The sequence below is a fragment of the Mesonia maritima genome (genome assembly GCF_042433895.1).
Classification (GTDB): Bacteria; Bacteroidota; Bacteroidia; order Flavobacteriales; family Flavobacteriaceae; genus Mesonia; species Mesonia maritima.
Map to the genome: position 1 here is coordinate 960,413 of NZ_JBHLUA010000012.1, position 16,561 is coordinate 976,973.

The window sequence follows — 16,561 nt, forward strand, 5'->3', positions numbered from 1 at the left end:
ATTTCTAAAAAATTCGGTTTAAGCAAACAAAAATTACAGCAAGGTTTTCAGCTAAAACATCAGCACACCATTAATGAATATATTAAAAGCAAACGTTTAGAACTTGCTTTAAAATTGCTGGATGAGGGTGAAAAAAATATCAGTGAAATCGTCTATGAAATCGGTTTATCCAGCCGCAGTTATTTTTCAAAAATATTTAAAGAAAAATACAAAATCGCTCCCAGCACGTATTTAAGTTCTAAGTAGTTTAAGCTTCTTCCGGTTCTTCATTATGAAGTAGCGGATGATCTTCTTTATTCAAGCCAACAATAGAAATTAGCGTAGTAATGGTATAATAAAGCATAATAATTACCGCTACAATCGCACCGCAAACAATACTCGAAATCGAAGACCAAACATAATAAAGATAGCTATAATAACTGGTGTTAATACTTTCAGCTTCCGTAAGCGGATTGTTCATCAGCAAAAACGTAATCACACTTACAATAAAAACCGTAGCGTCTAACTTTGCTATTTTTAGAATTCGAATATAGTATGTCTTTTTTAACGTAGATTTTGAACCGTGACTAATATTTGTAATCGTAAGCAATAGCGTTAAAATAGTTGCCGAAGCAAGTACTACCGTATTAAAAAAAGTATTCAATCGTGGGAGCGAAGAAATAATTAAATCTTTCGCTTCTAAACCAGAAATGTGTCCCATTAAAATCATTCCTGTAGAAGTAATAACGGTAGCGACAATTCCACCAATTAAAGAGTTTCTACTGAATTTATCCATCTTTTTGCTCACAAATGACTTCATAATTCTTGACTAAGTTTAACCGAATGAAAAAAAATATGAACACAAATGAAAAAACAAGGCATTATTTTTTCACATCTTTTAATAAAAAATCATTTACTTTTTTACTGTTATCTGCGGTGTGAAGTACAGAAATATCGCCGGTCGTTTCAAAAATAACCGCTTTAATTTCGCTTAATTCAATCACGTTCGCTTCTCTTAATTTTGCGCGTAAATCAGATTCTGCTACGCGTGCTTTTCGTAGATTATCATCTAATATTTTTTCGCCGTCCATCAGTAGTAAAGGGTTGTTGTCCACAACGGATTGTACAATTTTAAAACGTCGCAATATGGCAATGAGCATTTGTAAAATATACAACATCGCCAAGCCTAAAAGTCCTTCGGTTAGATTAATGGTTGAAGATAGAATCACGCTGGCAAAAAGGGAGCCAATTGCAACAGTCATCGCAAAGTCGAAACTAGACATTTTCGAAAAACTTCGTTTTCCGGCTATTTTGGTGAATAGAATAATACCGAAATAAATGCCTACCGAACAGAAAATAATAAATAAAAATGTTTCGTTTGAAATAGAAAATAATTTTTGAATCATGGTAATTAGTTTTAAGGTTGAAAAATAGTAGTGGTTTTAGTTGAAAAAGATCTTGAAATTGTTAAGGTTGAAAAATTTTAAGAAAAGCAACGCAACTTAAACCAAATAAAATATGCGCAACTATAAGCTGAATGTAAAATTTTGAAAACTGAATTTCGGGAGGGTTCGGGTGAACAGAAAATGCAATACGCCATCCTAAAACACCGAGTAAGCCAGCAAAAAATCCTAATACAATTCCGCTTAACCACGAAATAGAAATATATTTCCAGATTAAGAAAAATAAAGCTGTGAAAATAAAACCGATTAAAAAATGTAATAACCATCCTAAAATATGATGTTTCCCAATAGCAGTCGAAAAATTCGGAAGTCGATTAATCAATATATTAATTAATTGCGGTTCTTTAAACTTTTCATTTTTTACTTCAGAATAAAAATAGCTAAAAAACGTCATTACGATTGTCGCTGTAATGCTCGAAAAAAATAACATCATTGTCGATAGATTTTTAGATTTAAAAATTAGCTTTATCTTCCGTAAAAAAAGGAAATGTATAAACCTTTAAGATACCGAAAAACCGATAAAAACTATCAAAAAGATTTTATAAAAAATCATCCTTTTGCCACCTTAATCGTGAAAGAAAAAGAGTTTTTAGCCACGCATATTCCGGTGTTAATTTCAGCAGATTCAGAAGAATTATTGCTTTACGGTCATATTGCAAATCATAATGAAATGTTGAAATTTATGAAAAACGGCACCGAAGTATTTTTAATATTTCAAGGTTCTCAGGGTTATGTTTCATCTTCTTGGTATGAAGAAAAAGATATTAGCACGTGGGATTATTCTGCCGTTCATTTGCACGCGACGGTTAAAATTCAAACTTCAGAAGAATTGGAACTTTCCTTGCGAAATCTTATTCAACATTTTGAAAAGGACATGGAAAAGCCACTTTTGTATGATGATATTCCAAAGGAAACTATCAGGAAAAATTTTCAGGATATTACCGGTTTTTGGCTGAAACCTACTAAAATTGAAGCCATCGCGAAATACCACCAAAATTTTTCATCAACAGATATTCAAAATGTGACTGAAAAACTGAAAAATTCTAATGAAGATCTGGCATCAGCTATTCAGAAAGAAAATTCAAAAAAATAATTATTCTGAACTTTCCTTTTTATCAATGGGTTCATTCTGAAATAATTGCCCGATTATTTTTAACTTCGGAATATGTAACATTATAGTAGTGAAAATCGCCGTTAGCGGAACAGCTAGAATCATTCCTGAAATTCCCCAAATTGAACCCCAAAAAATCACCATTAAAATTACTAAAAACGGATGCAGATTTACACGTTCGCCAATTACATAAGGCTGCAACACATAACTTTCCAAAAATTGAGAAACGGTGAAGGTAATAATTACGCCAATAAGCACACCAATTTCGCCGGAAACCAAATAACCGAAAATAAACGCGAGTCCAAACCCGACCATATTTCCGACATACGGAATTAACGTGAGTAAAGCCGCGATAATACTAATTAATATAAAATTCTCTACGCCCGAAATTCCTAAACCTATACTGTAAGAAATGGTGAGTGCGCCCATTAATAATAATTTCCCGACCAAATATTGAGAAACAACCTCGGTAAGTTGCCCTGAAGTCTTTTCAATTTCATTTTTATGTTTTTTGGGAAATAGTTTTATCAGAAATTTTAAAAACCGCTGTCTGTATCTAAGGATAAAAAAAACGTAAATGAAAACTAAAAAATAATTCGCTAAAAATGAACTTGTTCCCGATAAAAAAACCAAAGCCTTACTTCCCGGTTTACTAATTTTAGAACCTAATTTATCTATACTTTGACTCTCAATATCTTCTGAAGAAACCGGCGTATTCTGAACTATAAAATTTTTAAGGTTTTCAATTTTTGGAGTCATATTCTCTTTAATGGAAGGCCACTCTTTTACAAACCCTTGAATTTGATAAAAAACAATAAATAGCACTCCCAGCGATAAAATAAATAAGATAAGTGATGAAAGTAAACAGGCTAAAGGTTTTGGAATACCTTTTTCAATTTTTTTACAAAGCGGATAAATCACTAAACTCAGCACTACCGCAATTACAAGGGGAGCTAAAAATGCTTGCGCTTTTACCAGTCCCAGAATTAGAAAGTAAGTTCCTAAAATAAGAGCAGCAGCGATAAAAATATTCCGATAAAGCAGTTTGTTTTCCATAGTATAGTGATGTTTTTAGTATAAAAAACAGAAGCTATGAAAACCATAGCTTCTGTTTAAAGGTATCAAAGAAATTGTTTAAGCAGGAATTTTTTTCGCTTTTTCTTCGCGTTCCCAATTTCTATGTTTCGCAATTCCGGCAATAAATTTATTAGGTTCTTTATTAATAAAAACGGTTTTGTCGTCTTTAAATTCTTTACCGTAAGTGGCATTTAATAATTTCTCACCTTCGTCATTTACTGCGATTGCTTTACAATGTTTTAAAGCTTCGTTAATGAATTTTTTGGCTTTCGCTTCTTCTAAAAGTGCTTTTATACTTTTTTCACCTCCTGGCACAAAAATAGCATCAAACAAAACACTTTCAGTAGTAAGAATAGCCGCATCGACTTTGTGCTCTTTATCTTTATCACACTTCACGGTTCCACCATGCGTTGCCACTAATTGTGGAACAGCTCCTTTTTCTTCGAGTGCTTTTTTCATTTTGGTCATCCCTTCGCCGTCAAATCCATCGCCTACAAGAATCGCTATTTTTCGACTCACGATACTATCGCTTTTTAAGTAAGTCTGACTTAAAGCTTCCGATTTTTCTAAATAGTTTTTCTTTTTTCCCGGTTGGTGTTTTTTCACATCGGCATCGGCTCCAATAGCTTGATTCACCGGTTCTTCTATTTCCGAAGGAATTTCCATTCCTAATCCTTGAGCTACTTTTTTAGCCAATTCTTTATCAATTTGAGAAATAACGTAGAGCATTCTTTTTTGAATATGCTCATAAGTACATTTTCCAAGTTCAAAAGTATAGGCATTTGCAACGTGATTTTTTTCCCACTCTTCTAAACTGCGGTAAAATAAAGCCGGTTGGCTATAGTGATCGCTGAAACTTTCACTGCGTTCGCGAATTTTCTTCGCATCGATTCGTTCTTCATATGAAGTAAAACCGCCTTCAGCCATTTTCGCTAAATGCGGACAACCACCACCAATTGAATTTGGGAAATAAGCTGTTTTTCCTTTGTTAATCGTCATACGCATATGCGCATCACGTTGGTTATTATGCACTTCATTAACCGGACGATTAATAGGAATTTCAGCAAAATTAGGACTTCCTAAACGCGATAGTTGCGTATCGGTGTAAGAAAATAAACGTCCTTGTAATAATGGATCATTGGTGAAATCTAAACCGGGCACTAAATGTCCGGGATGAAAAGCGACTTGCTCCGTTTCTGCAAAGAAATTATCGGGATTTCTATTCAAGGTCATTTTTCCTACGCGTTGCACCGGAACCATTTCCTCCGGAATTAATTTTGTAGGATCAAGCAAATCAAAATCGAATTTGTGCTCATCTTCTTCTGGTACAATTTGAAAACCTAATTCCCATTCAGGATAGTGGCCGGCTTCAATAGCATCCCATAAATCACGTCGATGAAAATCAGCATCGGCTCCATGAATTTTCACAGCTTCATCCCACGTTACGGAATGAACCCCTAATAAAGGTTTCCAATGGAATTTTACAAAATGCGATTTTCCTTCTTTGTTAATTAATCGAAAGGTGTGAATTCCAAACCCTTCCATCATTCTTAAACTTCTAGGAATCGCCCGGTCGCTCATCGCCCAAATATGGTTGTGCAAGGTTTCAGTAGTATGCGAAACGAAATCGTAAAATGTATCGTGTGCAGAAGCTGCCTGCGGAATATCGCGATCGGGTTCCGGTTTTACAGCGTGAATTAGATCGGGAAATTTCATGGCATCTTGAATGAAGAAAATCGGCATGTTGTTTCCTACCAAATCGAAAATTCCTTCTTCCGTATAAAATTTTGTGGAAAAACCTCTTACATCACGTGCTAAATCGGCTGAACCTTTATTTCCGGCTACCGTGGAAAAACGTACGAAAACCGGTGTTTTTCGTTTGGTATCGGTAAAAATTCCGGCTTTGGTATATTTTTCTTGACTTTTGTATAATTCAAAATAACCGTGCGCTCCGCTTCCTCGTGCGTGAACAATTCTTTCCGGAATGCGTTCGTGATCAAAATGGGTTATTTTTTCGCGAAGTATAAAATCTTCTAATAAAGTTCCGCCACGTTCTCCGGCTTTCAGCGAATTATTGGTATCGTTTACCTTTACGCCTTGGTTGGTGGTCATGGTTTTATCTTTTCCTTCTTCTCTAAAATTTTCAAGATTTTCATCTTTAGAAGAGGAAAGATTCTTGTTTGTTTTTTTTGAATCCTTCATAGTTTAGTAGTTTTTGAGTTGTAGGTTAACAACGATACAATGTATGTAAAGGGTTGCTAAAACTATCCCAACAAAAAGTTTGAAATAAGTTAAAGTATAGCCTAGAAAATAATTTTTCTTTGCCTTATGTCGATGAAATGCTCTTTTTCAATAAATTATGAAGGAATATTGATTTCTTATTTGAAGAGTAAAAAGATGGTACTAAAAAGTAATCGGGAATCGTTGAAACTTCTATTACCGACACTTCAGAAATTTTTCATATTATATTAAAATAACGTAACAGATTTTCATCAAAATCTGTTACGTTGTAATAAATAAGTTAGTTTGAAATTTATACAGCTTCAGCTTTTTCTTTAATTTTTTTCACTGTTTCTGTGGCTTCCTCAATATTGTCGCAACATAGCACAATTAAAGCTTCATCAGGAGCATTTTTAATAGCGGTAGTTAAAGCTTCTTTTTCATTAGCGATCGTTTTTATTTGTTTATCTTTTGAAATTTCGTGAATTCCTTGTTCTACCCAATCGATTAACTGTTCTGCTTTTGCTCCGCGTAAATCGCTATCAAAACGAATAATAATTTCATCAAAAATTTCAGCCGCAATTTTCCCTATTTCTTTGTTATCTTCCTCACGTCTATCGCCAATTCCTGCTATAATTCCTATTTTGTAAGAGATTTCTAAAGCATCTACGAATTTTTGTAAACCACGCATTCCTGCTCGGTTATGAGCGTAATCTAACAGGATTTTTTTCCGTTGAATTTGATATAAATTTAACCGCCCCGGGGTTTGTGTTGGAGAAGGAATAAAGGTTTCTAAACCTGCTTTAATATCTTGAATATCAAAATTCTGAACACTCGCCGCGATTACCGCAGGCAACACATTTTGAATCATGAATTCGGCTTTTCCTCCAAAAGTAAGTGGAATGGCATCGGCTTTCATAATTCTCATTTTTCGTGTAGCTCGATAAAGCGTGATATACCCTTCTTCATAAACAGCAGTTACACCGCCGGCTTCTTGCAATTCCAATATTTTAGGATTGTCTTTTTTCATCGAGAATAAAGCTAAATTACTGGAAATATTTTTTCGCATGCTATACACATTTTCATCATCGGCATTTAAAATCGCATAACCTGAGGGTGAAACCGTTTCGGGAATCACACTTTTTAGGCGTGTAAGTTGTGCTAGGTTATGAATTCCTTTCAATCCTAAATGATCTTCAGTAACGTTGGTGACAATTCCTACGTCACAAGCTGGAAAACCTAAACCGGAACGTAATAATCCACCACGCGCACATTCCAATACCGCAATATTTACCGTTGGATCTTTTAAAATAAATTCTGCACTGGTAGGTCCGGTACAATCACCCTTCATTATTAATTGATTCTGAATATAAACTCCATCACTTGTGGTATAACCTACGCGACAACCGCTCATTTTTGCAATATGCGCAATAAGGCGGGTAGTAGTGGTTTTCCCGTTAGTCCCTGTGACAGCGATAATCGGAATTTTTCCGTTCATTCCTTTATGCGGAAAAAGTTTATCAATAACCGGTGCGGCTACATTTCTTGCTTTTCCTTCGGTAGGTGCTAAATGCATTCTAAATCCAGGTCCGGCATTCACTTCTAAAACTGCTCCTCCGGTTTGCTCTAGCGGTTGACTAATATTGGTTGCCATAACATCTAAACCGCAAATATCGAGATCAATGATTCTAGACACGCGTTCAGCCATCGTAATATTATCGGGATGAATAATATCGGTGACATCTTCAGCAGTTCCGCCGGTACTTAAATTTGCCGTATCTTTTAAGATGAGTTCTTCTCCCTTAGCTAAAATACTGGTAAGTGAATAGCCTTTTTCTTTTATTATTTTTTTGGTAAGGCTATCGACTGTGATAATGGTTAAAATATTTTCATGACCATAACCTCTTCTCGGATCTTTATTGACTTCGTCTATTAACTGTTGAATAGTTGATTTTCCATCTCCAATGACATGAGCGGGCGTTCTTTTAGCGGCTGCAACAAAATTGTGATTAATCACCAACAAACGATAATCCGAACCGGTAATTTGTTTTTCTAAAATGATGCTATACGAAACTTTTTTTGCGTGTTTAAAAGCGGGAATAGCCTCTTTAAAGGACATTATATTTACGGTAATTCCGCGGCCGTGATTTCCTCGTGCTGGTTTTATAACCAAAGGAAACCCAACATTTTTACAGCTTTGCTCCAATTCTTCTAAATCTTCAATTATTTCTCCTTTTGGAACCGGAACGCCACTTTGCTCTAATAAATATTTAGTTTCTTCTTTATCGCCGGCAATTTCTACTCCAATACAGCTAGTTTCGCTAGTTACGGTAGCTTGAATTCTTTTTTGATACGCACCATAACCCAATTGACATAACGAATTTTTATTAAGACGCATCCACGGAATTCCTCTATTTTCAGCTTCTGCTATAATAGAACCGGTGCTAGGTCCAAAACGTTCGCGCTCGCGAATTTCTCGCATTTTCTGAATGTCTTTTTCTAAATTATAGGTTTTTCCGTCAATAAGGGCTTGGCAAATAGTTGCGGCAGCTTTTGCAGCATATCTTCCCACGTGCTCTTCGGTATAGGAAAAAACAACAGAATACACACCTTCTTCACCATAGCCGCGCGTTCTTCCAAAACCGGTTTCCATTCCTGCTAAAGTTTGAATTTCCAAGGCGATATGTTCAATAATATGACCCATCCACGTTCCATCTTTTACACGTTCAAAAAATCCGCCTTCGTGGCCTTCAGAACAGGTGTGCGAATATAAACTTGGGAGTAATTTTTTTAGACGTTCATAAAAACCTGTCACTTTATGTGAAGGTTTTTCTTCCATCTCCTCTAAATCGAGCACCATTACAATAAGTTTATGACGTCTTATAGACCAATAATTGGGTCCGCGTAAGGTATTAATTGATCTAATTTTCATAGTTTTAAAAAAGAAATGATTAGTTTTTCTTTATCATAAAATTAAGCTTTAATTCCGGGGAATAATTTAATTTAGCAAACAAATAACATCTTGGTATGAATATAAAAGGAACGCTCGTTATAATTGGCGGAAATGAAGATAAAGGTCAAAGTATTGCTACGAGTGAGCAAGATCATTTAGAATTTATTGAAGACGGAATTTTGTCTCGAGTAGTAAAAGAAAGCGGCGGTGTTTCAGCTAAAATTGTAATTATTCCTACGGCTTCGCGCATTCCAGATCAAGTAGCCAAAAGTTATTTAAGCGCTTTTGAAAAATTAGGCTGTAAGAATGTAGAAGTAGCAGATATACGTTCTTTTGAAGATGCTGAAAAAAAGGAAAATATTCAACTTATAGAAGAAGCGGATTGCGTGATGTTTTCGGGCGGCGACCAATCACAAATCACCCGTAAGATTGGCGGAAGTAAAATTCACAATATTCTCCAGCGACGTTATCAGGACGATAATTTTGTAATTGCAGGAACTAGCGCGGGAGCAATGTGTATGTCAGAAAAAATGATTACCGGCGGAAACCCAAAAGAGTTCTTTAAAAAAGGAACGGTTAAAATTGGTGATGGAATGGGGTTTATTCCGAATTTAATAATTGATTCTCATTTTATTAGAAGAAAAAGATTTGGTCGTTTAGCTGAAGCGGTAGCACATTTTCCGCATTTAATAGGAATTGGCCTTGCAGAAGATACAGGTTTGGTTGTAAAAAAATGCAATTCGTTTGAAGTAATAGGTTCGGGAATGGTAATTTTATTTGATGGAAATTCATTAATTTTCAATAACGAATCGAAAACACCCCAAGGGGAAGCGATGACAGTAGCGAATTTAAAAACCCACGTGTTGGCCGATGGCTTTCATTTTAATATAGAAGAACGGAAAGTATATTTCAACTCTACACTAACCGTTTAATCCCGACACTGTCGACTCTAAAAATTTAAAATAGTTTTCTAATTCATACCTCGTATTTTTGCGAGGTTTTTTGTTAGTCCTTATAGATAGCAACACGTTCTTCACCATTTGAAGATTTGCAAGCTCTATACATTCCTTCAGTATTAAACGGCATGGAAATATTTCCGTGATGATCGATGGCAATTAAACCACCATCGCCACCAATTTCCAACAATCGTTTATGAATAACTTCGTGGGTTGCTTCTTCTAAACTCATCTTGCTGAACTCCATCAGACAAGAAACATCGTAAGCGACCACTTTCCGAATAAAATATTCTCCACTACCGGTACAACTTACCGCGCAGGTTTTGTTATTGGCGTAATTTCCTGCTCCGATAAGCGCGGTATCGCCAATTCTTCCATTTTTTTTGTTGGTCATTCCGCCGGTTGAGGTAGCAGCTGCCAAATTTCCAAAGCAATCTAACGCGACGGCTCCTACGGTTCCGACTTTGTCATTTACCGAAACATCATGGTCTAATTTAAAGGTATTTGTGTTTTTAATTTTTTGCCATTGTTGAAAACGGGATTCTTCATAAAAATACGCTTCATTTTCAAAAGGAAGTTGTTGTTCGCGAGCAAATTCCATAGCACCTTCGCCTGCCAAAAAAACATGCGCACTTTTTTCCATCACGTTTCGGGCGAGTTGAATAGGGTTTTTTACACCGGTAACTAAAGCGACTGCACCGGAGGTTAGTTTTTTCCCTTCCATTATAGAAGCTTCCATTTGGTGAATTCCATTGGCAGCGAAAACACTTCCTTTTCCCGCGTTGAATAGCGGAGAATCTTCCATAATCTTAACCGCATTTTCTACGGCATCTAAAGCTGTTCCGCCTTTTTCTAAAAGAGCATATGAAGTTTGAAGCGCGTGTTGTAAAGTTTCTTTATACGCTTTTTCTTTTGCAGTAGTCATTTCATCTTTTAAAAGCGTTCCGGCACCGCCGTGAATTGCGAGCGATAAATTTTTGTTCAAGATAGTGTGTGTGAAAATTGTTCCTCTAAAGATACTTCTTTGGCGGTTACGAGCGTTTTTTATTCATCATAAAAAATAAATAAAATGTAGCAATAATTTTTTAAGTTCTAACGCTATTTTTAACTTCGGCCTACTTTTCATGAATGTAACAAAATCAAGAAAAAACTTCGCGTTGGATGTGGAGGATAGCCTAGCACAGCGGTTGCTATCCGCAGGTCAAAGTTTTTTAGCAGCTTTTCAAATTCAGGAAAATAAGCCTAGATCTTTTTGTTACTTTTTCCAGCAATGGGAAAAAGTAAAAGAATGGTCTTTAGTAATTTTCACAATACTAATTGAGAAGTTGAAGTTAGATTTATTTAGTGTATCCGCCGAACATAGATTGAAATGCATTTTTTTTCAGCAATAAATCTTCTTCAAATCTTCAACCCTGTTCTCGATATATTTTTTTTCTATTCTATTTCTAAAGAAAAAGCACTCGAATTGAAAGCAGCTGCAATTTTGAATTACACTAGCTAAAAGCTAAGAGCAAATAACCCGGCCTGTCGAAAATATTGTGTGAAATTGGCGGTGAAATCGAAGATTCACGAACTCAATAATGAAATAAAAAAGTAGTGAGTAATGAAGCGTTAAATTTCAGACTGTTTGACCGTAGGGAGTTTCTGAAATTTAGCTTTCAAACAAACAATTTAGCTATAGTTTCGTAAGACTAGATTTTTTTGATTCGTTTTTTTATCAATGAAAAAAATGAATAATTAAATTTACGAAGTTCATATTCAAGTTTTTTCAGCTTGAATAAAAGGCTTCATTCTCGAACAAATTCTATATTTGCAATAAACGAAACATTTCATGATACAAATTCCTAGTGTAGATACCGATAAATTGAAAGACAAAACTATTTTAGTAACCGGTGGCGCCGGCTTTATCGGTTCTAATTTATGTGAATATTTAGTAGAAAACAATGCAACAGTACGTTGTTTAGATAATTTTGCGACGGGACATCGTGAAAATATTGAAAATCTTTTAGACAAAGAAAACTTCACATTAATAGAAGGTGATATTAGAGATTTAGAAACTTGTCAACAAGCTTGTAACGGGGTAGATTATATTTTACACGAAGCAGCCTTGGGATCGGTGCCGCGTTCCATTGAAGATCCGCTTACCAGTAATGAAGTCAACATAAACGGATTTTTAAATATGTTGGTAGCTGCGCGAGATCAGGAGGTAAAACGTTTTGTATATGCGGCAAGCTCTTCAACCTATGGTGACTCAGAAGCCTTGCCAAAAGAGGAAGATGTAATTGGGAAACCATTATCACCTTATGCGATTACTAAATATGTGAATGAATTGTATGCCGATAATTTTAAGCGTACCTATAATTTAGATACTATCGGGTTACGCTATTTTAATGTCTTTGGGAGAAAACAAGATCCCAATGGCGCTTACGCAGCGGTTATTCCTAAATTTGTAATGCAATTCATGAAATATGAAAGTCCGGTAATTAATGGGGATGGGACGTATTCAAGAGATTTTACCTACATCGATAATGTTATTCAAATGAATATGTTAGCAATTACGACCGGAAGTCAAGAAGCTTTAAATGAAGTTTACAATACTGCCGTGGGAGATAGAACTACGATTAAAGATATGGCTGAAAAACTTCGCGACTTCTTAAGTGAATTTGATGCTAAAATTGCTGATGTGGAAATTAAACACGGTCCTAATCGTCAAGGAGATATTCCGCACTCGTTAGCTTCAATTGCAAAAGCACAGCAAAAGATGCATTATAAACCAACCCATAAATTTGGGGAAGGTTTAAAAGAAGCGGTAAACTGGTATTGGGAGAATCTTTAATTGGTACCGCCAAAGGGTTTAATACCCCGAGGTAGTTTACTTATGTCGTTCTAGCTAAAAAAGAGTCAATGAAAACGCCAGATTTTAAATCAAAAAATATATTAATTACCGGTGGTGCGGGGTTTATTGGCTCGCATGTAGTTCGAAAATTTGTAAATGACTATCCGGACGCGCAGATCTATAATTTAGATGCACTTACGTATGCCGGAAATCTTGAGAATTTAAAAGGTATTGACCAAAAAGAAAACTATACTTTTTTAAAAGCGGATATCAACAATGCTGAAGAAATAAATAAATTATTTAAAAAGTTTGAATTCGATGCGGTTATACACCTAGCAGCCGAATCGCATGTAGATCGTTCCATTTCAGATCCGTTGGCATTTGCAAAGACAAATATTATCGGAACTTTAAATTTATTGGAAGCCGCAAAAAACCAATGGAAGAATAAACTAGAAGGAAAACTATTCTACCATATTAGTACCGATGAGGTGTATGGTAGTTTGGGAAACGACGGACTTTTTACGGAAAAAACAAGCTACGATCCGAATTCACCCTATTCTGCTTCCAAAGCTTCATCAGATCATTTTGTACGTGCCTATGGCGAAACCTATAATTTACCCTATGTGATTAGTAATTGCTCGAATAATTACGGACCCAATCAATTTCCGGAAAAGTTAATTCCGTTATTCATTAATAATGTCATCAACAAAAAAAACTTACCGGTTTATGGGGATGGGAATTACACCAGAGACTGGTTATATGTGATTGATCATGCAGCAGCAATTCAATTGATTTTTCAGAAAGGGAAACTTGGCGAAACTTATAATATTGGAGGTTTTAATGAATGGAAAAACATTGATTTAGTAAAACTGCTGTGTCAACAAATGGATGAAAAATTAGGAAGAGAAAAAGGAGAAAGTGAACAATTAATAACCTTTGTAAAAGACCGTCCGGGACACGATTTGCGCTATGCTATCGATGCCTCTAAAATTAATAATGAATTGGGTTGGAAACCGAGTGTAACTTTTGAAGAAGGCTTATCAAAAACAATCGACTGGTATTTAGAAAATAAAGAATGGATGAAAAACGTTACTAGTGGAGCATATCAACAATATTATGAGAAACAGTATAAATAGTAATAAGTTTAATAGTGTTAAAGGTTGAATCTAACATGATAAATTATCAGGGTTAAATTTTACTTTTTGAATTTAATTCTTTAAATTTTTGCTAACTGCTAACTGCTAACTGCTAACTGCTAACTGCTAACTGCTAACTGCTAACTAAATAATAACCTAACCTATGCAACTAGAAAAAACAGCTATAAACGATTGTTTTTTAATCACGCCAAAAGTTTTTACAGACGATCGCGGCTATTTTATGGAAAGCTTCAATACAAAGGCTTTTCAAAAAGCAACGAAGCTGAATGTTGATTTTGTTCAGGATAACGAATCTTTTTCTGCGTATGGCGTAATTAGAGGGTTGCACGCACAAAAAGGAGACTACGCGCAAGCAAAATTAGTTCGGGTAATAAAAGGCGAGGTGTTAGATGTGGTGATAGATTTTAGGAAAGATTCTCCTACTTACTTAAATCAGGTGATCGTAAAATTAAATGCTGAAGCGAAAAAACAATTATTTGTTCCGCGAGGTTGTTTACACGGCTTTTCAGTATTAAGTAAAACAGCTATATTTTTTTACAAATGCGATAATTTTTACAATCAATCTGCGGAGATTGGTTATCGGTATGACGATCCTTTTTTTAAAATCGATTGGCAAATTCCCAAATCAGAACAACTCATTTCCGTTAAAGATGCAAAGTTGCCGTTATGGAATCAATAAATAATTACCTCGGAGTATCTACATCTCGATTATCGAGTAAAAAAACAATTGTAGTCCTGGGAGCAAACGGGCAATTGGGGAGATGTCTTCAGGATAGAACTTTTCTTTTAGCTTCGTCAAATTACACCATCGTTTTCACAAACTCTGCTGAAGTTGATATTACAGATGAACAGCAGGTAAAAAGAATTTTTGAAAAATATCAACCCGCTTATTGCATAAATGCAGCAGCTTATACCGCTGTAGATAAGGCAGAAGAAGAAAAAGAAAAAGCTTTTGCTGTAAATGAAAGCGGAGCTAAAAACATGGCAACCTATTGTAAAAAATTCCATACAATTTGCATTCATATTTCAACCGATTTCGTTTTTAAAGGAAATACGTGTATACCGCTTACAGAAGATGAAGTACCAGCGCCGGTAAATTCCTATGGAGCTTCAAAATATGCAGGGGAAAAGGCAATTCAACAAATTTATCCCAAGCATATTATTCTTAGAACCAGTTGGCTATTTAGTGAGTATCGCTCCAATTTTTTAAAAACAATGAATCTTCTTGCTCGAGAAAAAAAAGTAACGAAAGTGGTAAGTGATCAAATAGGCACGCCTACCTATGCCGGAGATTTAGCAGAACTTATTTTTAAAATAATAGAAACTGAAAAATTCCCCTTCGGGATTTACCATTTCAGCAATGAAGGAGTAGCCTCGTGGTATGATTTTGCGTATGAAGTATTTAAATTTTATAAAACTGAAAAAAACCTTCAACCCATACCTTCAGAAGCATACCCAACGCCTGCGAAACGACCACATTTTACCGTTTTTAATAAGCGGAAAATAAAGCAGCAACTTCAATTTTCCATTGCTCATTGGAGAGAGAATATACCTCACGTACTAGAAATTTTAAGTAAAGCTAAAACTTAATCCAAATCCTCACCTCATCTTAAGGTAATTCTTACAATACGAAGATCATATATCGTATTAGAGATATGAGAAATACGGCCTATCGAAAATATTGTGTGAAATTGGCGGTGAAGAAAGCGTAAAATTTCAGACTGTCTGAGTGGAGCGAGTTTCTGAAATTTAGCTTTCGAGCAAACAATTTAGCAATAGTTTCGTAAGCCTAGATTTTTTTGGTTCGTTTTTTTATCAATGAAAAAAATGAATATCACTAGTTTTTAGACCAGAGGGAGAGGAATGCATTTTTACAGCAATGGAAATCCTTGATTCACGAATACTTAAACAACAATAAAAGGGTTGAGTAAAAGAAGAGAAGCAGCGAATAAGACACCTTCAAACTCTTCAATACCAAAAAACAAAGTTTAGGAGTTCCCCGGTCTATCGAAAATCGCTCGTAAAATTTGAAGAGCAGGCTACGTAAAATTTCAGACTGTTCGAGCAACGCGAGTTTCTGAAATTTAGCTTTCGAACAAACAATTTAGCAATAGTTTCGTAAGCCTAGATTTTTTTGGTTCGTTTTTTTATCAATGAAAAAAATGAATATCACTAGTTTTTAGACCAGAGGGAGACGAATGCATTTTTACAGCAATGGAAATCCTTGTCACGAATACTTAAACAACAATAAAAGGGTTGAGTAAAAGAAGAGAAGCAGCGTATAAGACACCTTCAAACTCTTCAGTACCAAAAAAGCAAAGTTTAGGAGTTCCCCGGCCTATTGAAAATATTGTGTAAAATTGGCAGTGAAATAAGCGTAAAATTTCAGACTGTCTGAGTGGAGCGAGTTTCTGAAATTTAGCTTTCGAGCAAACAATTTAGCAATAGTTTCGTAAGTCTAGATTTTTTGGTTCGTTTTTTTATTAATGAAAAAAATGAATATCACTAGTTTTTAGACCAGAGGGAGAGGATTGCACTTTTCCAGCAATGGAAATCTTTGATTCACGAACACTAAAATAATAATAAAAGGGGTGAGTAAAAGAAGCAGCAGCAGAAAAAAAAGCTTAGGAGTTCCCCGGCCTATCGAAAATATTGCGTAAAATTGACAGTGAAATAAGCGTAAAATTTCAGACTGTTTGAGCAACGCGAGTTTCTGAAATTTAGCTTTCGAGCAAACAATTTAGCAATAGTTTCGTAAGCCTAGATTTTTTTGGTTCGTTTTTTTATCAATGAAAAAAATGAATATCAC

General features: G+C 35.3%; 15 protein-coding genes. 8 read left to right on the plus strand and 7 right to left on the minus strand.

Translation table 11 applies throughout. The annotated features are described in order from the left end of the window. Complete coding sequence (locus ACFFGL_RS11210) at positions 1-246, plus strand: helix-turn-helix domain-containing protein (RefSeq protein WP_374708761.1); 246 nt, start codon at positions 1-3, stop codon at positions 244-246. Between the two features lies 1 nt (position 247). Here the strand turns inward: ACFFGL_RS11210 and ACFFGL_RS11215 are convergent, their stop codons facing one another. The 3 genes from ACFFGL_RS11215 to ACFFGL_RS11225 all read right to left on the minus strand — a co-directional run bounded on the left by ACFFGL_RS11215 (position 248) and on the right by ACFFGL_RS11225 (position 1,875). Next, positions 248-799, minus strand: coding sequence for a hypothetical protein (locus tag ACFFGL_RS11215; RefSeq protein ID WP_309729484.1), 552 nt, complete (start codon positions 797-799; stop codon positions 248-250). A 61-nt stretch (positions 800-860) separates the two neighbouring features. Further along, a complete protein-coding gene (locus ACFFGL_RS11220) occupies positions 861-1,385 on the minus strand; it encodes a DUF421 domain-containing protein (protein ID WP_309729486.1) in 525 nt (174 codons plus the stop codon). Positions 1,386-1,446: 61 nt separating this feature from the next. After that, positions 1,447-1,875 (minus strand): hypothetical protein, encoded by a 429-nt coding sequence (locus tag ACFFGL_RS11225; protein ID WP_309729487.1) that lies wholly within the window; start codon positions 1,873-1,875, stop codon positions 1,447-1,449. A 54-nt stretch (positions 1,876-1,929) separates the two neighbouring features. Here ACFFGL_RS11225 and ACFFGL_RS11230 point away from each other — a divergent pair, with 54 nt between their 5' ends. Next, positions 1,930-2,535 (plus strand): FMN-binding negative transcriptional regulator, encoded by a 606-nt coding sequence (locus ACFFGL_RS11230; RefSeq protein ID WP_309729489.1) that lies wholly within the window; start codon positions 1,930-1,932, stop codon positions 2,533-2,535. On the opposite strand, the gene ACFFGL_RS11235 is transcribed toward ACFFGL_RS11230, so the two are convergent. The 3 genes from ACFFGL_RS11235 to cphA form a co-directional block, all read right to left on the minus strand. Further along, a complete protein-coding gene (locus tag ACFFGL_RS11235) occupies positions 2,536-3,609 on the minus strand; it encodes an AI-2E family transporter (RefSeq protein WP_309729492.1) in 1,074 nt (357 codons plus the stop codon). A gap of 78 nt (positions 3,610-3,687) precedes the next feature. Then, complete coding sequence (locus ACFFGL_RS11240) at positions 3,688-5,832, minus strand: catalase (RefSeq protein WP_309729495.1); 2,145 nt, start codon at positions 5,830-5,832, stop codon at positions 3,688-3,690. 331 nt (positions 5,833-6,163) lie between these two features. After that, positions 6,164-8,782 (minus strand): cyanophycin synthetase, encoded by a 2,619-nt coding sequence (cphA, locus tag ACFFGL_RS11245; RefSeq protein ID WP_309729497.1) that lies wholly within the window; start codon positions 8,780-8,782, stop codon positions 6,164-6,166. 95 nt (positions 8,783-8,877) lie between these two features. Between cphA and ACFFGL_RS11250 the strand changes: the two genes are divergently transcribed. Beyond that, entirely contained in the window at positions 8,878-9,735 is an 858-nt protein-coding gene (locus tag ACFFGL_RS11250; protein ID WP_309729499.1) for a cyanophycinase, read from the plus strand. A 73-nt stretch (positions 9,736-9,808) separates the two neighbouring features. Here ACFFGL_RS11250 and ACFFGL_RS11255 read toward each other — a convergent pair whose 3' ends face one another. Beyond that, positions 9,809-10,744: an isoaspartyl peptidase/L-asparaginase family protein gene (locus tag ACFFGL_RS11255; RefSeq protein ID WP_309729502.1), complete on the minus strand. Its 936-nt coding sequence runs from the start codon at positions 10,742-10,744 to the stop codon at positions 9,809-9,811. Positions 10,745-10,883: 139 nt separating this feature from the next. On the opposite strand from ACFFGL_RS11255, the gene ACFFGL_RS11260 reads away from it, so the two are divergent. From ACFFGL_RS11260 to rfbD, 5 genes are all read left to right on the plus strand, one after another. After that, complete coding sequence (locus tag ACFFGL_RS11260) at positions 10,884-11,150, plus strand: hypothetical protein (protein WP_309729505.1); 267 nt, start codon at positions 10,884-10,886, stop codon at positions 11,148-11,150. A gap of 440 nt (positions 11,151-11,590) precedes the next feature. Continuing rightward, the gene (locus tag ACFFGL_RS11265) at positions 11,591-12,595 is read left to right on the plus strand and encodes an SDR family oxidoreductase (RefSeq protein WP_309729510.1); all 1,005 of its coding nucleotides are present in this window, start codon (positions 11,591-11,593) and stop codon (positions 12,593-12,595) included. Positions 12,596-12,663: 68 nt separating this feature from the next. Further along, the gene (rfbB, locus tag ACFFGL_RS11270) at positions 12,664-13,731 is read left to right on the plus strand and encodes a dTDP-glucose 4,6-dehydratase (protein WP_309729511.1); all 1,068 of its coding nucleotides are present in this window, start codon (positions 12,664-12,666) and stop codon (positions 13,729-13,731) included. 163 nt (positions 13,732-13,894) lie between these two features. Further along, complete coding sequence (gene rfbC / locus ACFFGL_RS11275; RefSeq protein ID WP_309729514.1) at positions 13,895-14,431, plus strand: dTDP-4-dehydrorhamnose 3,5-epimerase; 537 nt, start codon at positions 13,895-13,897, stop codon at positions 14,429-14,431. Next, on the plus strand, positions 14,419-15,342 hold the full coding sequence (gene rfbD / locus ACFFGL_RS11280; protein ID WP_309729515.1) for a dTDP-4-dehydrorhamnose reductase: 924 nt from the start codon (positions 14,419-14,421) through the stop codon (positions 15,340-15,342). The genes rfbC and rfbD overlap by 13 nt, the downstream gene beginning before the upstream one ends. The last annotated feature ends 1,219 nt before the right edge of the window (positions 15,343-16,561 follow it).

Excerpts from the sequence above, each read along its gene's own strand:
- ACFFGL_RS11250 (WP_309729499.1), top strand. The coding sequence starts at position 8,878 with ATGAATATAAAAGGAACGCTCGTTATAATTGGCGGAAATGAAGATAAA.
- rfbB (WP_309729511.1), top strand. The coding sequence starts at position 12,664 with ATGAAAACGCCAGATTTTAAATCAAAAAATATATTAATTACCGGTGGT.
- ACFFGL_RS11225 (WP_309729487.1), bottom strand. The coding sequence starts at position 1,875 with ATGATGTTATTTTTTTCGAGCATTACAGCGACAATCGTAATGACGTTT.
- ACFFGL_RS11215 (WP_309729484.1), bottom strand. The coding sequence starts at position 799 with ATGAAGTCATTTGTGAGCAAAAAGATGGATAAATTCAGTAGAAACTCT.
- rfbC (WP_309729514.1), top strand. The coding sequence starts at position 13,895 with ATGCAACTAGAAAAAACAGCTATAAACGATTGTTTTTTAATCACGCCA.
- ACFFGL_RS11235 (WP_309729492.1), bottom strand. The coding sequence starts at position 3,609 with ATGGAAAACAAACTGCTTTATCGGAATATTTTTATCGCTGCTGCTCTT.
- rfbD (WP_309729515.1), top strand. The coding sequence starts at position 14,419 with ATGGAATCAATAAATAATTACCTCGGAGTATCTACATCTCGATTATCG.
- ACFFGL_RS11220 (WP_309729486.1), bottom strand. The coding sequence starts at position 1,385 with ATGATTCAAAAATTATTTTCTATTTCAAACGAAACATTTTTATTTATT.
- ACFFGL_RS11265 (WP_309729510.1), top strand. The coding sequence starts at position 11,591 with ATGATACAAATTCCTAGTGTAGATACCGATAAATTGAAAGACAAAACT.
- ACFFGL_RS11240 (WP_309729495.1), bottom strand. The coding sequence starts at position 5,832 with ATGAAGGATTCAAAAAAAACAAACAAGAATCTTTCCTCTTCTAAAGAT.
- cphA (WP_309729497.1), bottom strand. The coding sequence starts at position 8,782 with ATGAAAATTAGATCAATTAATACCTTACGCGGACCCAATTATTGGTCT.
- ACFFGL_RS11260 (WP_309729505.1), top strand. The coding sequence starts at position 10,884 with ATGAATGTAACAAAATCAAGAAAAAACTTCGCGTTGGATGTGGAGGAT.
- ACFFGL_RS11230 (WP_309729489.1), top strand. The coding sequence starts at position 1,930 with ATGTATAAACCTTTAAGATACCGAAAAACCGATAAAAACTATCAAAAA.